The sequence below is a fragment of the Vibrio sp. La 4.2.2 genome, from assembly GCF_027586995.1.
Lineage (GTDB): Bacteria > Pseudomonadota > Gammaproteobacteria > Enterobacterales > Vibrionaceae > Vibrio > Vibrio mediterranei.
In genome coordinates, this window is sequence record NZ_JAPPTJ010000003.1 from 535,180 (window position 1) to 552,390 (window position 17,211).

Here is a 17,211-nt window from a genome sequence, read left to right on the forward strand (position 1 = left end):
TCACCATGGAAATGACAAATGCTCAACGTCTAATCCTATCTAATCAATATTACCTAATGGCTAAGCTAACGCCGGAAAATGCAGAAAAGTACAAGCGCCTACAAACAATTGTAGAGCGTGGCTATGAACTGCAAATGCGTGAAATGAACAAAGAGTATGGCTGTTTAGTTGAAGACGAGTGTCGTGAAGTAATCGACATCATGGAAATGTACCACGCAATGCAAGAATCCAATAAGATGCTTTCAGATGAAGAGCGTAACGATGTAGACCAGCGTCGCTTGCAGTTCTTAGGGTTTGATATCGCAGCTGAAGCACAATTGGTTAATTATGTTCGATTTCTAATCGATTCTGAAGGGCTTTACCCACAATTCGACAAAGGCGATCATCACTTCAATAGCCATGTGCCTATGCTTGAGAAATATCGTCGTATGTTAGTGACATGGCGAAATTGCCCACGTCAATACCACTTATCAGCAGCAGAATTCAGACAGATTTTTAACGCTTAACTTTAACGCGTTAAAACAATCAGTTATCAAAAAGCCCTCTTCCTCCCTAGGCAGAGGGCTTTTTTTGAGCAACTTTTCTTACTCTCAACCGGTCTAATCTAATAATCGGGACTCACGTATAAAAGTTGAGACTGGGGGATAATCACCAGACTAAATTGAGGAAGTTTTGTAAATAAATGCATAATTGATAAGCATAAATCTGAAAACCCTACTAGTCTTAAAAATGACATGGAGTCGCATTGTATATCTGTCAATGGTCAGCTTTGCAGGTTTAAGGGGAATCAGCTATGAGTATTTTCGATCATTATCAAGCGCGCTACGAAGCCGCAAAAGATGAAGAATTGTCTATCAAGGAATTCTTATCTCTATGTAAAGACGACAAGAGTGCTTACGCCAATGCAGCAGAACGTCTTTTACTCGCAATCGGTGAACCTGAGGTTATTGATACCGCTCAGGATCCTCGCTTAAGTCGTATTTTTTCAAACCGCATTATTTCTCGCTACAAAACGTTCGAAGATTTCTACGGCATGGAAGATGCCATCGAACAAATTGTGTCTTATCTCAAGCATGCCGCTCAAGGTCTAGAAGAAAGAAAACAAATACTATACCTTCTAGGTCCAGTAGGTGGCGGTAAATCTTCGCTTGCAGAGAAGCTTAAAGCATTAATGCAGAAAATGCCTATTTACGTGTTATCTGCCAACGGCGAGCGCAGTCCGGTCAACGATCACCCGTTCTGTTTGTTCGATGTTTCAGAAGACGGAGACCTACTGAAAAGTGAATATGGTATTGAGAAACGCTACCTACGCTCAATCATGTCACCTTGGGCAGCGAAACGCTTACACGAGTTTGGCGGCGACATTACTAAGTTTAAGGTTGTTAAAGTCAGGCCATCTATTTTAGACCAAGTCGCGATAGCTAAAACTGAACCCGGTGATGAGAACAACCAAGACATTTCCGCTCTAGTTGGTAAAGTTGACATTCGCCAACTTGAGCACTTCTCACAAGACGATCCAGATGCGTATAGCTATTCAGGTGCGTTGTGCCGCGCAAACCAAGGTTTGATGGAATTCGTGGAAATGTTCAAGGCACCAATTAAAGTCTTGCACCCACTCCTAACCGCAACACAGGAAGGTAACTACAACGGTACTGAAGGACTTTCAGCCTTGCCGTTCGATGGTATGATATTGGCGCACTCGAACGAATCAGAATGGCAAACCTTCCGCAATAACAAGAACAACGAAGCGTTCTTGGACCGTGTCTACATTGTTAAGGTGCCATACTGCTTGCGCGTCTCTGAAGAAGTTAAAATTTACCAGAAACTTCTTGATCATAGTGAGCTCTCAAAAGCACCTTGTTCACCAAGTACCCTAGAGCTTCTAGGTCAATTCAGCGTACTATCGCGCCTAAAAGAGCCAGAAAACTCATCTCTGTTCTCGAAAATGCGTGTTTATGACGGTGAGACATTGAAAGACACCGATCCTAAAGCGAAGAGCTATCAAGAATACCGCGACTATGCCGGCGTCGATGAGGGCATGTCTGGCCTGTCTACTCGTTTCGCCTTTAAGATCCTGTCACGAGTCTTCAACTTCGACCAATCTGAAGTCGCAGCAAACCCAGTGCACCTGTTCTATGTCATTGAACAGCAAATTGAACGTGAACAGTTCCCTCAAGAAGTGGGCGAGAAGTATTTAGAATTCCTTAAAGGTTATCTAGTACCTCGCTATGTGGAATTCATTGGTAAAGAAATTCAAACCGCTTACTTGGAGTCATACTCAGAGTACGGACAAAATATCTTCGACCGATACGTCACCTATGCGGACTTCTGGATTCAAGACCAAGAGTATCGTGACCCGGAAACAGGTCAGTTATTCGACCGAGCTTCACTTAACGAAGAGCTAGAAAAAATCGAAAAAACCGCGGGTATTAGTAATCCTAAAGATTTCCGAAACGAGATCGTTAACTTTGTGCTTCGTGCTCGTGCTAATAACAATGGTTCAAACCCCGTTTGGACAAGTTACGAAAAACTTCGCACGGTTATCGAGAAGAAAATGTTCTCCAATACGGAAGAGCTACTACCTGTTATTTCATTTAATGCGAAAACATCATCCGAAGACCAACGTAAGCACGACGACTTTGTCAATCGTATGATGGAGAAAGGCTACACCGAGAAACAAGTACGATTGCTGTCTGAGTGGTACTTGAGAGTTCGTAAATCCTCATAAGTACACCTGACTGTTTATCTCAGCCCCGAGCGAAAGCTCGGTGGCTGTTTGGTGAGAGGAATACAGGGAGTAACTCATGGCACAATTTATCGATAGACGCTTGAACGGCAAGAACAAAAGTGCCGTTAACAGGCAGCGTTTCATACGCAGACATAAACAGAAAATCAAAGAATCGGTTACCGATGCCGTCAATCGCCGCTCCATTACCAACACTGAGACTGGCGAAGATGTTTCGATTCCTGCAAAAGACCTTAGCGAACCAATTTTCCATCAAGGTCAAGGAGGCGTAAAAGAGCGCGTCCATCCTGGTAACGACCAATTCATCACCGGGGACAAAATTGAACGTCCGCCAAAAGGCGGGCAAGGTGGTGGTTCTGGTCAGGGGGAAGCTAGTCCTGACGGTGAAGGTGAAGACGAGTTCGTGTTTCAGATTTCGAAAGACGAATACCTTGATATTCTGTTTGAAGATCTCGCACTACCGAACCTCAAAAAGAATCAAATCAACAAAATTAAAGAATGGAAAACGCATCGTGCAGGTTATCAAACTGCTGGTATGCCTTCTAACATTGCCATCGTTCGTTCCTTACAACAGTCGTTAGCGCGACGTACCGCGATGACAGCGGGCAAACGTCGTATGCTCGATGAACTATGTAAAGAACTTGATGACGTCCAAATGAGCGAGCCAGCTAAACCAATTGAGGAAAACCGACTCAAAGAAGAGATCGCTGAGCTTCGCAAAAAAATCGACAGCGTGCCTTTTATCGACACCTTCGATCTTCGTTTTAAAAACTATGAAAAACGTCCAGTTCCTTCAAGCCAAGCCGTAATGTTTTGTTTGATGGATGTATCTGGTTCAATGGACCAAGCAACCAAAGATATCGCTAAGCGCTTCTATGTGCTGCTGTATTTATTCTTAACACGCACCTATGAGAATGTTGAAGTGGTGTTTATTCGACATCATACTCAGGCGAAAGAGGTTGATGAGCACGAATTCTTCTATTCTCAAGAAACTGGTGGCACCATCGTTTCAAGTGCTCTCAAATTGATGAAGGAAATTGTAGAAGACCGTTATCCTCTCGGAGAGTGGAACATCTACGCAGCGCAAGCTTCAGATGGCGATAACTGGGCTGATGATTCGCCTCGTTGTCGCGAATTACTCGTCAATAAACTGTTACCAGCTTGCCAGTATTACTCTTACATCGAAATCACTCGTAGGACGCACCAAACACTGTGGCATGAATATGAAAAGTTAGAGAATGAATTCGACAACTTTGCAATGAAGAACATTCGTTCTGTTGAAGACATATTCCCAGTGTTTAGGGAGTTGTTTCAAAAAGAGACCGCATAGGGAGACGTGCATATGACGACAGATACTAAAGTTAAGTCAAAGGTACTTCCAGACGGTCCTGATTGGACTTTCGACATGTTGGAACGCTACCACAAAGAAATAAAGCGTGTCGCAGAGCATTACCGTCTCGACACCTACCCTAACCAAATCGAAGTTATTACGTCAGAACAGATGATGGATGCCTATTCGAGTATAGGGATGCCCATTAACTATAATCACTGGTCATTTGGTAAGAAGTTCATCCAGACAGAACAGGGGTATAAACATGGTCAAATGGGTTTGGCCTATGAAATCGTAATCAATTCCAACCCATGTATTGCGTATCTCATGGAGGAGAATTCAGTCACCATGCAGGCGCTGGTTATGGCTCATGCCTGTTACGGTCACAACTCCTTCTTTAAAGGCAACTATCTATTTCAAACATGGACGGACGCTAGTTCTATTATTGATTACCTGCTTTTCGCTAAGAAATACATTGCTGACTGCGAGCAAAAGTATGGTGAAGAGGAGGTAGAGCAAATTCTAGACTCGTGCCATGCCTTAATGAATTACGGTGTGGACCGTTATAAACGTCCAGAAAAAATCTCAATTGCAGAAGAGAAAATTCGCCAAGAGGAACGCGAAACCTATTTGCAATCACAGGTCAACGACTTATGGCGCACCGTACCTAAAAATCGAACACCTGAAGAAGACCAAAAGGTACGCTTCCCTAGTGAACCTCAGGAAAACATCCTCTACTTCATTGAAAAGAACGCGCCATTACTTGAACCGTGGCAACGTGAAATCGTCAGGATCGTGCGCAAAGTAAGCCAATATTTTTATCCTCAAAAACAGACACAGGTAATGAATGAAGGTTGGGCAACCTTCTGGCACTACACAATTCTTAATCATTTGTATGATGAAGGTCTGGTATCTGACAAATTCATACTCGAGTTCTTGCACAGCCACACCAGTGTCGTTGCTCAACCCGCTTATAACAGCCCTTATTTTAGTGGCATAAACCCTTATGCTTTAGGTTTTGCAATGTTTAGGGATATTAAGCGAATCTGTGAAGAACCAACGGACGAGGACAGAGAATGGTTCCCAGAGTTGGCCGACAGTGATTGGCTGGATGCTATGCATTTTGCTATGCACAACTTCAAAGATGAGAGCTTTATTAGCCAATATTTATCTCCACATTTAATGCGTGAGTTTAAGTTTTTCTCCATTCTCGATGATGACCGAAAGAACTTCGTTGAAGTCTCAGCTATTCATGATGAAATGGGATATCGTCAGATACGTGAAAAACTCGCAGCGCAGTACAACCTGAGTAATCTCGAGCCGAACATCCAAGTTTACAATGTGGATGTTCGAGGAGACCGCTCGCTTACATTACAACATGTTCCACATAATCGCATTCCTCTGGATAAAGGCCATGACGAAGTTTTGAAGCACCTTTATCGACTTTGGGGGTTCGATGTTATTTTAGAAGAAGTGAAGGAGTCTGGACGAAGGGAAATTCTTGGGACGTGCCCTAAACGGGAACCTTATAATTCTACTATCTAACCTTTCTACTGGTCGTGGGTCCCTACCTGCGACCAGATAATTTTTCGCACTACCTTTCCTTCAATGGTAAGCTTGTCATTGGTTCTTTATCCTTCGTTTCAACTCGTATCTTATGAACAAATTACTCTTAGCTTTCGGTGTGGTCTTACTTGCCATCATCGCAACCCTCTCATGGGTGTTTATACCTACCCACGAAACAATGGGTAAACAAACTCTCAGCACCCCTTTGAGCGATGAATTCAAGCTCGTCGCGCACCGAATTCATTCTACCGACCCCGATGCTGGTCCTAAATACGCCTACTTTGTCTTGTCTGACGCAACGCCAATAGATAACAGTGAGCCTTTTCTGGTCACTTCCGACCAATTCACAAAATTAGAAAGCGTCAAAGAAAATGGATTCACCCTCACCGTAAATGGTCGCATCTACGAATATCATAATGATCTATGGATAGAGAAAACTAACGGACAACTGCATCGTTGGCACGTAAGCATCAACGCAAGGTACATTCGTTAAGCTGGATTCTCTATCCAACGAGACAACTTTCTGGCCTGTAACAGCGCGTTGAACTTTACTTGAACGCGCTCATGCGCCAATCGCCCCATCATCACTCTTTGGCTAAAGCTGAGCTGAGAAAACGCCACAATGCTCGCCCTAAGCGCAGTGACATCTTTTTCATGGACAACGAAGCCCGTCTCTGGAGTCACAATTTCTTTACACCCCATGATGTCTGTCGTGATTACGGGTGTGCCTACTGCCATTGCTTCCTTAAGGACGAGGGGACCCGTATCTACATTACCCGTAGAGGCCATACAAAACGGCGCGACTAAGCAATCATAATTTGGCAGAGACTTTTTCACCCAATCGTGAGATTTTGCACCACAAAAGTTTACTCTATCGGATAAATCAAGCCGTTGTACTTGATGCTTCAGCTCGGCTTCCAACTCTCCGGTACCAACAATATCAAGGAAAATGTTGAGCTTTTCGGCTACCGGAGCCATCGCTTCCAACAAATGTTGAACACCTTTCTGCTCCACTAGGCGGCCTAAAAAGACAAGTGAGATTTCAGGGCGAGGCAATTTAGGCGAGTACGTAAACTGCTCGGTTTTCACTCCACAGTGTAACAGTTTGATATTTTTTCCTGCCATGTCTTTAAAATCATCCAGCATGTCACGACAAACAGCGACTGCGAAGTCACAGGCGGCAAGTTTCTCTCCGACGTCGAAAGGAGACTCATAAACATCGTGTCCATGTGCAACAAAAGAGCTACTTATTCCGAGAAGCTTTGCTGCAACAATGGCGTGTGCCGTGGTGTGCTGGCAAAAGTGAGCGTGAACGTGCTCAACATCAAGTTCTGCGAGTTGAGTTGCTAATTTGGCGCCATAAACGAGCAACGAACGCTTAGGAAGTGAGCTCTGATTACGAACAAACTTCACCGCCGCTAGCAAATTTTTGTACTTAAACTGGACCAGTGCAGACAAACAGAAATTTTCACCGATTTTAATAACATCATAATCAAAAGTTGATTGCGTTTGTTCCAGTTCAAATGCAAACACGCAGACGGGGTGCCCACATGCTCTAATCGAATCTACTTCTGTTTGAATAAAAGTCTCACTCAACACCGGGTATGTAGGCGCAATGAACGCGGTTTTTTTCATTCTTCCGTCCCAAAAGCTAACTATGTCTTTTGTTCTAAGCAAGATACGCACCAAAGGCTTAAAGCTTGTTAAGCAATCATTTATCGCTTAAATAACGCTCTATTCGCATTTCGATAATCAATTTGCCTAATCTGACACTTGTTAGCCAACTGAAAACAATCAATTTGCGACAAATAGTCATAAGTACATGTTTTAAAACAATATCGGTCTTGGCATGTATAGTGCTACTTGTGGTATACCGCTGCAGATAAGAGAGCTAAGGATATGGCTAAAATCTCGATCATCATTCCAACCTATAACTGCGTTGAGTACTTACCTAAAGCAGTTGAAAGTGTGTTCTCTCAAACACATCAGGACATTGAAGTTATTGTTGTCGATGACAATAGTACTGACAACACCTCAAGTTACCTTAACAGCATCAGTGATTCTCGAATGCAGATAATTACAACGTCAGGCCTTGGTGCTTCGGGTGCAAGAAACTTGGGAATTAACAGAGCTAGCGGAGACTATATTGCTTTTCTTGATGCTGACGACTATTGGATGCCTAATAAGTTAGAAAGGCAGCTCCACTTTCATCAATGCCACCCTGAGCTTGCAGGTACCTTTACTAACTACCAACACGTTACCGAACAGTACGAAGAAATAATTGATTGCTTTGGTTATTGGAATCAGTTTCAGTCTGACAGTCGTCAATATATCGTGATGAACGATGCCTTGGAGTTTGTCCTTCAAAATAACGTGATTGGTACTTCAACGGTAATGATTAAGGCTGAGATTTTTCGAGACATCGCACCCTTCGATTCTAATTTAGAATATGGAGAAGACCTCGATTTGTGGCTACGCATTTGCGAGCAACACCCGTTCGGTGCGGTGAACTCTATTGAAGCAGGCTATGTCATGAGACAAGGTTCAACTACTCAAACAGACGATAATCGGTTGCGCAACTTAAAATCTTTAGAAGCTATCTTGCACAGGTACACATCTGCTCACCTTTATTGGAACATTTCCTCATCTGCTTTAAGAAGTTCAAAAGCACGCATTCTTGAAGGATACGCCGACTACCACCGTTGTCTTAACCAACCTTTATCGGCGATCTTACTTGGCCTACGCTCACTATCCTTGGCTCCAGAAAAACGACGTTTACGCAGTCTACTTGGAGACTGCAAAAGCATTATCCTTCTACCAAGTAGATCGGTATCATGAACTCACTAAAGCAATCCGCTTATTATGCTATCGGCATCTTGATGATGAAAGGGGTATCCCTCGTCATGATTCCCTATATCACGCATAAGTTGTCGCTCGCCGAGTATGGTTCACTTGAAGCTTTAGTGTTACTCGCTGATATTGGCACTATCCTATTCAGTTTTGGCATAGTCGATGCGATGTATCGATATATTGGTACCGCAAAAGGTACAGAGAAGCAGCAGCTTATTTCAAACTGCTTTACCTTAAGTATCATCGTTTGTGTCATTGGCGGTAGCCTCATTGGAATATCCCTCCCCTGGTTGATTCACGCTTTGCCTGTTACCTTCGAAAGCTACCAAATTGTGTTACTGCTCATTCCAACCATGATCGACGGTGCAATATCCATCCCGTTAACATTAATGCGTATGAATGCCATGGCGAAACGCTTCTGCATTCTTAATGTCATAAAAGCGCTCGTTCAAGCGATGATGACCTTTGTTCTACTCGAAGCAGGGTTTGGTATCGATGGTGTATTAATATCAGCAGCCTGTTCTAGCTTGCTTCTGCTAATGTGCTTGCTCAAGTATCAATGGAGTCAAATGGGGAGTTTTGGTTATTTGGGCTCCTCTCGTCTTATTTTGAGTTTTGGTTTGCCTGTGCTCGTAGGAAGCGCATCAGTCTATATGATTAATGGACTTGATCGTTGGTTTCTTGCGAGTTTTGTTGGTGTGGAACAACTCGCTATCTATGCGGTCAGTGCTAAATTCACACTAATACTTGGACTTGCTCTCCAACCCTACGCACTGTGGTGGTTTCCAAATCGAGTAGCGATACTAAACGGTATTAATGGTAAACAAGAGTGTGCTGATAAGGCGGTTCTGGGGGTTAACATTGCAATCTTGCTTGCTACTGTAATGATTCTAACCGCACCAAGCTTCGTTACTTTGATACTACCAACCACCTATCAATCCGCAAGCACGCTTGTTGTTGCACTTCTTGTCATAGGAGTAATTAAAAACGCCGGAGATTATTTAAATTTGGGCTGCTACAGTGGCAATTCCAGTAAGGCACAAATGTGGATTCAAGGCATCTGTGCCACTATCGCGGTTATTGGGTATTTTGTGTTGGTACCTATTTGGGGATTACTGGGGGTTATTGCAGTGCTTACTATCGCTTATACAGCGAGACTTATTATGCTCTACAAGGCAAGTCAGTTTCTTGAGTTTCTACCTTATTGCCACATGGCTTTGCTCTCTGCCCTTACGATCTCAGCATTGGCAATTTCAACTCACTGGCTATTAACCGAGTCGATGAGTGCAGCTTTTCAATTCGCAACAGGTATTATTTTCAGCATTCTCACTATGGCTGGTTTTGCAAAGTTTTCAATAATCCCATTACCTCTCGACGTGCTTCGCAAGTTTAAATTGATTAGGCACTCAACTATTTAGAAAGCAGCAAAAAAAAAGCCAACAAGGTCAAACCTTATTGGCTTCTAAATTAGAGATCGCGTTTTATTTATGGCGCTCTTTCAGCTTATTAACCACATCATTCATCGATAGGCCTTGGTCCTGAAGTAGCACCATTAGGTGATAAATTAAGTCAGCTGATTCACATACTAGCTCCGCCTTGTCACCCGACGTTGCCGCAAGCGCGACTTCAACGCCCTCTTCGCCCACTTTCTGCGAAATACGTTTGGTACCACGGGCATAGAGGCTCGCGGTATAAGAAGATTGCGGATCCGCATCTTTTCGAGCGGCAAGCAATTGCTCAAGCTGATGAAGCCACACCATTTGAGACTCTTCTTGTGGGTCACCATCGAAACACGTAGTCGTACCTGTGTGACACGTTGGTCCAATTGGGTCTACTTTGACAAGTACTGTATCATTGTCACAATCTAGAGCGATATTACGAAGTTGGAGTACGTTGCCTGACGTTTCTCCTTTCGTCCACAATCGGGATTTCGTGCGAGAAAAAAAGGTCACTTGCTCAGTTTCTAAGGTCTTTTCCAACGCTTCAGGATTCATATATCCCATCATTAGAACTTGGCTAGATTGAAAGTCCTGAATAATAGCAGGTACAAGACCATCTACTTTTTCCCAGTCGATACGCTCGGTGAGCGCTACTGCTGCTTCACTCATAGTCTGATCTCCACACCTTGTTGTTTTAGATATTGCTTAAGCTCACCGATATTGATGATCTGCTTGTGGAATACGGAAGCGGCCAAAGCACCATCAACATTGGTTTTGTTGTACGCTTCTGCAAAGTGCTCCATCGCACCCGCACCGCCAGAAGCAATGAGAGGCACCTTACACACTTCGCGAACCATATTAAGCTGCTCGATATCATAGCCATTTCGCACCCCATCTTGGTTCATCATATTAAGTACGATCTCCCCTGCACCGCGCTTTTGCACTTCTTGAACCCAGTCACGGGTCTCCCACTTAGTGGCTTTAGTACGTGATTCGTCACCGGTGAATTGATACACCTGATACTTACCCGTTTCTTTATCAAAGTAGGAGTCGATACCGACGACAATACATTGAACACCAAACTTGTCGGCAAGCTCGGTAATCAATTCAGGGTTAGCCAAAGCTGGCGAGTTGATTGATACTTTATCAGCACCAAATTCTAAGATACGTGCCGCATCTTCAGCAGACTTAATACCACCAGCGACACAGAATGGAATATCAATCACTTCTGCCACTCGTGCTACCCAACTTTTGTCCACTACACGGCCATCGCTTGAGGCAGTGATATCATAAAAGACTAACTCATCTGCACCTTCTTCTGCATAACGTGCAGCTAACGGAACGATATCACCAATAATCTCGTGGTTTCGAAACTGAACGCCTTTCACCACTTGACCGTCACGGACATCCAAACAAGGAATTATTCGCTTTGCCAACATTGGAATGCCTCCTCTGCGGTAAATTTACCATCTAATAACGCTCGGCCAACAATCACGCCCGATACGCCCGTGCCTTTTAGTGCTTCAATATCGGCAAGGCTACCGATACCACCTGAAGACTGAAACTGCACTTGTGGGTACTGCTTGCACAGGTCTACATAGAGTTCGACATTACTACCTGCTAATGTGCCGTCACGTGAAATATCAGTGCACAGCACATGCTTTAAGCCCACTGTTAGATAATCATTAATTAACGCTTCAATGGTGACGCCAGAGTCTTCTTGCCAACCTGAGATGGCGACTTTGCGTGTACCGGTTTCATCGATGTTAATATCGAGTGCTAGCACAATTTTCTCCGCGCCATATTTTTCCATCCACCCTTTAACCAACTCTGGTTGCTTAACCGCTGTCGAACCAACGACAACACGTTGAGCACCAGCCTCAAGCAGATCAACTACATCTTGCTCAGTGCGCACACCACCACCAATCTGTATGTTTGCTGGTGTTCCTGCTAGTAGTTTGGCAATTAAATCAAGCTGGCGCGCTGATGTGTCTTTCGCGCCAGTCAGATCGACAAGGTGTAGCCAATTTGCTCCGGCTTGATGGTAGAGGTTGAACTGCTCAATCGGATCGACCTTATATTCAGTAACCTGGCCATAATCGCCTTGATATAGGCGAACCACTTGTCCTTCAATTAAATCTAATGCTGGAATAATCACAATCATTTCCTTCAAAGCCTCACGACCGTGTGAAGCTGATAAATTCTATCGATAACTTCTTGTTAGTGAGGAATTACACTAACTCTAGGAAGTTCTGAATCAGTTTTGAGCCTGCTTTGGACGAGCGCTCTGGGTGAAACTGTACACCGTAGTAGTTACCACTTTGTATCGCAGCACTAAACGGTTTGCCATACTCGCATTCAGCAATGGTGTAGTCGCCGACGGGCATCCCAAAACTGTGCACGAAATAGAAGTATTCACCCTCTTCAATCCCTTGAAACAGCGGATTACCAGCCACAGCCTTCACGGTATTCCACCCCATATGAGGAAGAGGTAAGTCTCCTGTTTCAAGACGTTTTACTTCACCTTCACAAAGGCCCAAACATTCAACAAGCTCGTCCGCCTTTTGGCCTTTCTCTTGTGAAAGCTTGCTCAACAGCTGCATACCCAAGCAAATACCAAGTACTGGTTTCTCAACCTGCTTGACCAGTTCGATAAGATCGCGCTCTTGAAGGTTTTTCATCGCTTCACTTGCCGTACCTACACCTGGCAGAAACAGCTTGTCAGCACCCAGAACCACTTGAGGCTCCTTAGAAATAACAACATCGTAGCCAAGACGCTGAATAGCAAACTTTACTGACGAGACGTTAGCACAACCGGTATCAATAATGACTACATTCTGTTTGCTGCTGGCCATTACAAGACTCCCTTACTACTTGGTAACTCGTTACCCTCTACCTTAATGGCTTGACGCAGTGTACGGCCGAAGGCCTTAAACAAACTCTCAATGATGTGATGATCATTATCGCCAGAAGAAGATAAGTGAAGTGTACATGCGAGCGTGTCAGTCAAAGATCGGAAGAAGTGAACGACCATTTCTGTAGACAAGTCCCCCACCTGCTCACGAGAGAACTTGGCATCAAATTTAAGATATGGGCGACCAGATAGATCTAAGGCACATTGCGCCAAGCACTCATCCATTGGCAAGCTAAAGCCAAATCGACCGATACCGCGCTTATCACCCAGCGCTTCTTTCAAAGCTTGCCCAAGAGCCAAAGCGGTATCTTCAATAGTGTGGTGGTCATCAATGTGCAGATCGCCATCCACAATGCACTTCATCTGGAAACCGCCATGAGTGGCAATTTGATCAAGCATGTGGTCGAAAAAGCCCATGCCAGTTGAGATTTCATTACCACCCGATTCATCAAGGTTTACAGATACCTTGATATCCGTTTCTTTGGTAGTACGAATTACTTCCGCTGTACGTGCTTTTACCGTTAAGTCTTTTAAGATTCTTGGCCAACCCATGGTCTCCGGATTGTACTGAATTCCACGAATCGCCATATTTTCAGCTAGCTGAAGATCAGTTTGTCGGTCACCAATCACAGCAGAGGTTTTGAAATCCACTTTGCCACTTTGAAGATACTCTTTAACCAAACCAAGTTTTGGTTTACGGCATGAACAGTTGTCTTCATCAAAGTGCGGGCAAATTAAAACATCATCAAATTTAACGCCTTGAGACTCAAAGATTTCCATCATCATATTATGAGGAGCGTCAAAGTCTTCCTGAGGATAGCTAGCAGTACCTAAACCGTCTTGGTTAGTCACCATCACAAGGCGGTACCCTGCGTCTTGCAGAGCCAATAAACTTGGAATAACAAACGGCTCGAGTTTGAGTTTATCCAAACGGTCAACTTGAAAATCCACTGGAGGCTCAACAATTAACGTACCATCACGGTCTATAAATAATATTTTCTGTTGGTTGCTCACTTTATAAATCCTTTTCTTGATGGCTAGCTTATGCCGCTGTTTGTTCTAGTTGATTGCGAATAAATGACAATGTCTTCTCACATTCGTCACGATTACCAACACTGATTCTTACGCAGTTTTCAATCGGTGAATTTCTAAGAATAATTCCCGTATTCCACGCTGCTTTAAATAGCTCATCGCCATTAGCAAATTCAACGAGTAGATAATTACCCCAACCTTCATATACGGTAACACCTGGTAAGGTCGATAAACCTGCTTGTAGGTAGGCACGATTGGCATTGAGATCCAGCACCTGGAACTTAGCGCGCGCTAACCCTTGTTCCGATAAGGCTTGCACCGCAATTTCCGCGACAGGGATTGGTACCGGATATGGTGCAATCACTTTAAGCAGTACGTTGATTAGCTCTTCATTGGCAAGTGTAAATCCGCAACGAAGACCAGCCAAAGCGAAGGCTTTTGATAATGTACGTAAGATGGCTAAGTTCGGATATTGGGCCAACAAATCAACGGTTGACGCTTCCGGACAAAAGTCGATATACGCTTCATCCATGACAACAATAGCTTTATCTTTGGTCATCTCCAATAAAGCGATAATGTCTTCACGCTTAACCAAGTTACCCGTTGGGTTGTTTGGGCTACAAACGAACAGTACTTTGACGCCATCTAAATTGGCTTCAATTTCCGGCAGATTGAGTTGCCAATCAGAAGTCAAGGGTACCGTTTTACGGTTAACACCAATGGTTTCAGCACTGATGGCGTACATGCCATAGGTCGGCGGACAGAATAAGATGCTATCTTCACCCGGCTCACAAAAAGCACGAATAAGTAATTCAATGCCTTCGTCAGCACCACGAGAAGCCAGTGTTTGTTCTGGTTTGACACCAGCATATGCCGCATAGGCTTCGATTAGCGCTTTAGGCTGACATTCGCTGTAGCGATTAAGACGTGCAAAGTCTGTTTTATATTCATTATTAAATGGTGATTCATTAGCATTGAGCCAAATATCACCGCTACCGCCAATACGTCGTGCTGACATATATGGCGTTAGCTGTTGAACTTGTTTACGAGCGAGCTTTTCCATTAGTTACTCTCCTGCGCAAGCTTCTCGACACGAATGGTCACGGCACGTTTGTGCGCATCCAGCCCTTCTGCCTCGGCCATAGTGACAACCGTCGGAGCCAGATTTCGTAACCCATCGGCAGTTAATTCTTGTACCGTCATTCGCTTCGAAAAGTCAGCTAAGCCCAAGCTTGAATAAGTACGAGTGTAGCCATAAGTCGGCAGTACGTGGTTAGTACCTGAAGCGTAATCGCCCGCAGACTCTGGTGACCAATCGCCCAAGAAGATAGAACCCGCGTTATCAAGTAGCGGTAACAGTTCACGTGGTGCTTTAGTCTGAACAATCAAGTGCTCAGGGCCATAGTAGTTTGAAATAGATACACACTGAGTGATCGACTCAGCGATAATAATGAGACTTGAGCCTAATGCTTGCTGCGCGATATCAGCACGCGACAGTTGCTTAAGCTGTTTATTCACCGCCTCTGTTACTTGGTCTGCAATCACTGGAGATGGAGTGACAAGCACTACTTGAGAATCTGGACCATGTTCAGCTTGGCTTAGTAGATCGGCCGCGACAAAGTCAGCATCCGCTGTTTCGTCGGCAATAACCAACACTTCAGATGGGCCAGCAGGCATATCGATCGCTGCTCCACGGAAATCATTACTCACTTGACGCTTGGCTTCGGTAACATAGGCATTGCCCGGACCGAAGATCTTATCTACTTTTGAAACGCTCTCTGTGCCATACGCCATCGCCGCTACGGCTTGACCACCACCGACGTTATATACTTCATCGATTTTACATAGCTTGGCAACATAAAGGATTTCATCCGCAATAGGCGGTGGGGAACATAATACCACCTTACGACAACCAGCAATCTGAGCTGGAACCCCTAGCATAAGCACGGTTGATGGTAATGGTGCGCTACCGCCCGGAATATACAGTCCAACCGTATTTATAGGACGAGTCACTTGTTCACAGACAACGCCTGGTTGAGTTTCTACTCGCAGTAGTTCCGGACGCTGAGCTTTGTGAAACTTAGCGATATTAGAATACGCTTGCTCCAGCGCTTGTTTCATTGTTTCAGAGAGACGCGATGATGCAGCTTCAATCTCTTCGTTAGAGACTCGAATTGAGTCAGGTCGAACTCGATCAAACTTTTCTGTAAGATCTAGCAGCGCTTTATCACCTTCGCTACGTACTTGCTCGATAACCGCCGATACCGCAGAAGTAATATTTGCGCCTTCAGTAATCGCAGGACGCTCAAGAATAGACTCTTGTTGCGACTGACTTAATGATTGCCAAACTACAGTTCTCATGGACTTACCCCATCATTTTCTCAATCGGAAGCACAAGAATAGAACTCGCTCCAAGTTCTTTCAGCTGTTCCATAGTTTCCCAGAACAAGTTCTCTGTACTAACTAGGTGAACCGCCACACGCTCTTTATCCGAAGATAGAGGTAATACTGTCGGATCTTCTGCACCCGGTAAAAGCGCTTTGATTTGCTCAAGTTTTGCGACTGGTGCGTGCAGCATAATGTATTTAGACTCTTTCGCTTGCTGAACGCCTTGCATACGAGTTAGTAGCTTCTCTATAAGTGCCTCTTTATCGGCATCAAACTCGCCTTTGCGCTGAATCAGCGTTGCTTTAGAACGGAAGATAACTTCTGCTTCTTTTAATCCGTTGGCCTCCAGTGTCGCCCCTGTAGAAACAAGGTCGGCAATAGCGTCCGCTAAACCAGCTCGCGGCGCGACCTCGACCGACCCTGTAAGCATACAAGTACTGAAGTCTACACCTTGCTCATCCATATAAGCTTTCAGTAATTGTGGGTAAGTGGTCGCTATTCGTTTGCCTGCTAGATCTTGTGGGCCGTTGTACGTTTCATCTTTGTCGATGGCGATAGATAAACGACAACCACCGAAATCAAGACGGCGAAGCGTTACGAACTCATTTGGTTCACCAAGTGCTTTGCGGTCTAAGCGAACTTCTTCTAGCTCATTCTCACCAATAAAGCCAAGATCGACGACACCATCCATGATCAAACCAGGGATATCGTCATCACGTACCAACAGTAGATCGATTGGCATATTTAACGAGTGAACAACAAGACGCTCACCCATTACGTTGAACTTAACTCCGCATTTTTTTAGTAGGTCTTGGCTTTCTCTGCTAAGACGACCTTTCTTTTGTATTGCGATTCTTAGGCGTTGTGTTTGCATTGCTGTATCCCTGTACAAGATATTGATTTTAAATTATAAAACGAAAAAACCCTCGGGAGCTTTGGTCTCCCG

General features: G+C 44.3%; 16 protein-coding genes and 1 other annotated feature (1 of these 17 only partly in view). Of the genes, 7 read left to right on the forward strand and 9 right to left on the reverse strand.

What is annotated here, in order from left to right; genetic code table 11:
• Positions 1-5: 5 nt before the first annotated feature.
• The 5 genes from OH456_RS08765 to OH456_RS08785 all read left to right on the forward strand — a co-directional run bounded on the left by OH456_RS08765 (position 6) and on the right by OH456_RS08785 (position 6,135).
• Positions 6-506: a YfbU family protein gene (locus OH456_RS08765; protein WP_006074138.1), complete on the forward strand. Its 501-nt coding sequence runs from the start codon at positions 6-8 to the stop codon at positions 504-506.
• A 287-nt stretch (positions 507-793) separates the two neighbouring features.
• Positions 794-2,728, forward strand: a complete 1,935-nt coding sequence (locus OH456_RS08770) for a PrkA family serine protein kinase (protein WP_006074135.1) — start codon at positions 794-796, stop codon at positions 2,726-2,728.
• 76 nt (positions 2,729-2,804) lie between these two features.
• Entirely contained in the window at positions 2,805-4,076 is a 1,272-nt protein-coding gene (locus OH456_RS08775; RefSeq protein WP_006074131.1) for a YeaH/YhbH family protein, read from the forward strand.
• 12 nt (positions 4,077-4,088) lie between these two features.
• Complete coding sequence (locus tag OH456_RS08780) at positions 4,089-5,621, forward strand: SpoVR family protein (RefSeq protein ID WP_006074130.1); 1,533 nt, start codon at positions 4,089-4,091, stop codon at positions 5,619-5,621.
• Positions 5,622-5,733: 112 nt separating this feature from the next.
• Entirely contained in the window at positions 5,734-6,135 is a 402-nt protein-coding gene (locus tag OH456_RS08785) for a hypothetical protein (RefSeq protein WP_270033282.1), read from the forward strand.
• Here OH456_RS08785 and OH456_RS08790 read toward each other — a convergent pair.
• On the reverse strand, positions 6,132-7,277 hold the full coding sequence (locus OH456_RS08790; protein ID WP_270033283.1) for a glycosyltransferase: 1,146 nt from the start codon (positions 7,275-7,277) through the stop codon (positions 6,132-6,134). The two genes, OH456_RS08785 and OH456_RS08790, sit on opposite strands and share 4 nt — an antisense overlap.
• A 264-nt stretch (positions 7,278-7,541) precedes the next feature.
• Here OH456_RS08790 and OH456_RS08795 point away from each other — a divergent pair, with 264 nt between their 5' ends.
• Both OH456_RS08795 and OH456_RS08800 read left to right on the forward strand, forming a co-directional pair.
• Positions 7,542-8,480: a glycosyltransferase family 2 protein gene (locus tag OH456_RS08795; protein WP_270033284.1), complete on the forward strand. Its 939-nt coding sequence runs from the start codon at positions 7,542-7,544 to the stop codon at positions 8,478-8,480.
• Positions 8,477-9,910, forward strand: a complete 1,434-nt coding sequence (locus OH456_RS08800; protein ID WP_270033285.1) for a lipopolysaccharide biosynthesis protein — start codon at positions 8,477-8,479, stop codon at positions 9,908-9,910. Before OH456_RS08795 ends, OH456_RS08800 begins: the two co-directional genes overlap by 4 nt.
• Positions 9,911-9,973: 63 nt before the next feature.
• On the opposite strand, the gene hisIE is transcribed toward OH456_RS08800, so the two are convergent.
• The 8 genes from hisIE to hisG all read right to left on the reverse strand — a co-directional run bounded on the left by hisIE (position 9,974) and on the right by hisG (position 17,139).
• Positions 9,974-10,600 (reverse strand): bifunctional phosphoribosyl-AMP cyclohydrolase/phosphoribosyl-ATP diphosphatase HisIE, encoded by a 627-nt coding sequence (gene hisIE / locus OH456_RS08805; protein WP_006074118.1) that lies wholly within the window; start codon positions 10,598-10,600, stop codon positions 9,974-9,976.
• Entirely contained in the window at positions 10,597-11,370 is a 774-nt protein-coding gene (gene hisF / locus OH456_RS08810; protein WP_006074116.1) for an imidazole glycerol phosphate synthase subunit HisF, read from the reverse strand. Before hisF ends, hisIE begins: the two co-directional genes overlap by 4 nt.
• A complete protein-coding gene (gene hisA, locus OH456_RS08815) occupies positions 11,352-12,089 on the reverse strand; it encodes a 1-(5-phosphoribosyl)-5-[(5-phosphoribosylamino)methylideneamino]imidazole-4-carboxamide isomerase (protein WP_006074114.1) in 738 nt (245 codons plus the stop codon). Before hisA ends, hisF begins: the two co-directional genes overlap by 19 nt.
• A gap of 73 nt (positions 12,090-12,162) precedes the next feature.
• Complete coding sequence (hisH, locus tag OH456_RS08820) at positions 12,163-12,786, reverse strand: imidazole glycerol phosphate synthase subunit HisH (RefSeq protein ID WP_270033286.1); 624 nt, start codon at positions 12,784-12,786, stop codon at positions 12,163-12,165.
• Positions 12,786-13,859 carry a bifunctional histidinol-phosphatase/imidazoleglycerol-phosphate dehydratase HisB gene (hisB, locus tag OH456_RS08825; protein WP_270033287.1) on the reverse strand — a complete coding sequence of 358 codons (1,074 nt, stop codon included), beginning with the start codon at positions 13,857-13,859 and terminating at the stop codon, positions 12,786-12,788. Before hisB ends, hisH begins: the two co-directional genes overlap by 1 nt.
• Before the next feature lie 28 nt (positions 13,860-13,887).
• Positions 13,888-14,940, reverse strand: a complete 1,053-nt coding sequence (gene hisC, locus OH456_RS08830) for a histidinol-phosphate transaminase (RefSeq protein ID WP_270033288.1) — start codon at positions 14,938-14,940, stop codon at positions 13,888-13,890.
• Positions 14,940-16,238 carry a histidinol dehydrogenase gene (gene hisD, locus OH456_RS08835; RefSeq protein WP_031493478.1) on the reverse strand — a complete coding sequence of 433 codons (1,299 nt, stop codon included), beginning with the start codon at positions 16,236-16,238 and terminating at the stop codon, positions 14,940-14,942. Before hisD ends, hisC begins: the two co-directional genes overlap by 1 nt.
• Positions 16,239-16,242: 4 nt before the next feature.
• On the reverse strand, positions 16,243-17,139 hold the full coding sequence (gene hisG / locus OH456_RS08840; RefSeq protein ID WP_006074105.1) for an ATP phosphoribosyltransferase: 897 nt from the start codon (positions 17,137-17,139) through the stop codon (positions 16,243-16,245).
• Between the two features lie 40 nt (positions 17,140-17,179).
• Positions 17,180-17,211, reverse strand: a sequence feature (His leader region) (it continues 105 nt past the right edge of the window).

Bases quoted from the DNA above. Each gene is read 5' to 3' on its own strand.
- OH456_RS08765 (WP_006074138.1), top strand. From the start codon at position 6: ATGGAAATGACAAATGCTCAACGTCTAATCCTATCTAATCAATATTAC.
- OH456_RS08775 (WP_006074131.1), top strand. From the start codon at position 2,805: ATGGCACAATTTATCGATAGACGCTTGAACGGCAAGAACAAAAGTGCC.
- hisIE (WP_006074118.1), bottom strand. From the start codon at position 10,600: ATGAGTGAAGCAGCAGTAGCGCTCACCGAGCGTATCGACTGGGAAAAA.
- OH456_RS08795 (WP_270033284.1), top strand. From the start codon at position 7,542: ATGGCTAAAATCTCGATCATCATTCCAACCTATAACTGCGTTGAGTAC.
- OH456_RS08780 (WP_006074130.1), top strand. From the start codon at position 4,089: ATGACGACAGATACTAAAGTTAAGTCAAAGGTACTTCCAGACGGTCCT.
- OH456_RS08790 (WP_270033283.1), bottom strand. From the start codon at position 7,277: ATGAAAAAAACCGCGTTCATTGCGCCTACATACCCGGTGTTGAGTGAG.
- hisH (WP_270033286.1), bottom strand. From the start codon at position 12,786: ATGGCCAGCAGCAAACAGAATGTAGTCATTATTGATACCGGTTGTGCT.
- hisD (WP_031493478.1), bottom strand. From the start codon at position 16,238: ATGAGAACTGTAGTTTGGCAATCATTAAGTCAGTCGCAACAAGAGTCT.
- hisF (WP_006074116.1), bottom strand. From the start codon at position 11,370: ATGTTGGCAAAGCGAATAATTCCTTGTTTGGATGTCCGTGACGGTCAA.
- hisG (WP_006074105.1), bottom strand. From the start codon at position 17,139: ATGCAAACACAACGCCTAAGAATCGCAATACAAAAGAAAGGTCGTCTT.
- OH456_RS08770 (WP_006074135.1), top strand. From the start codon at position 794: ATGAGTATTTTCGATCATTATCAAGCGCGCTACGAAGCCGCAAAAGAT.
- hisC (WP_270033288.1), bottom strand. From the start codon at position 14,940: ATGGAAAAGCTCGCTCGTAAACAAGTTCAACAGCTAACGCCATATATG.
- OH456_RS08785 (WP_270033282.1), top strand. From the start codon at position 5,734: ATGAACAAATTACTCTTAGCTTTCGGTGTGGTCTTACTTGCCATCATC.
- OH456_RS08800 (WP_270033285.1), top strand. From the start codon at position 8,477: ATGAACTCACTAAAGCAATCCGCTTATTATGCTATCGGCATCTTGATG.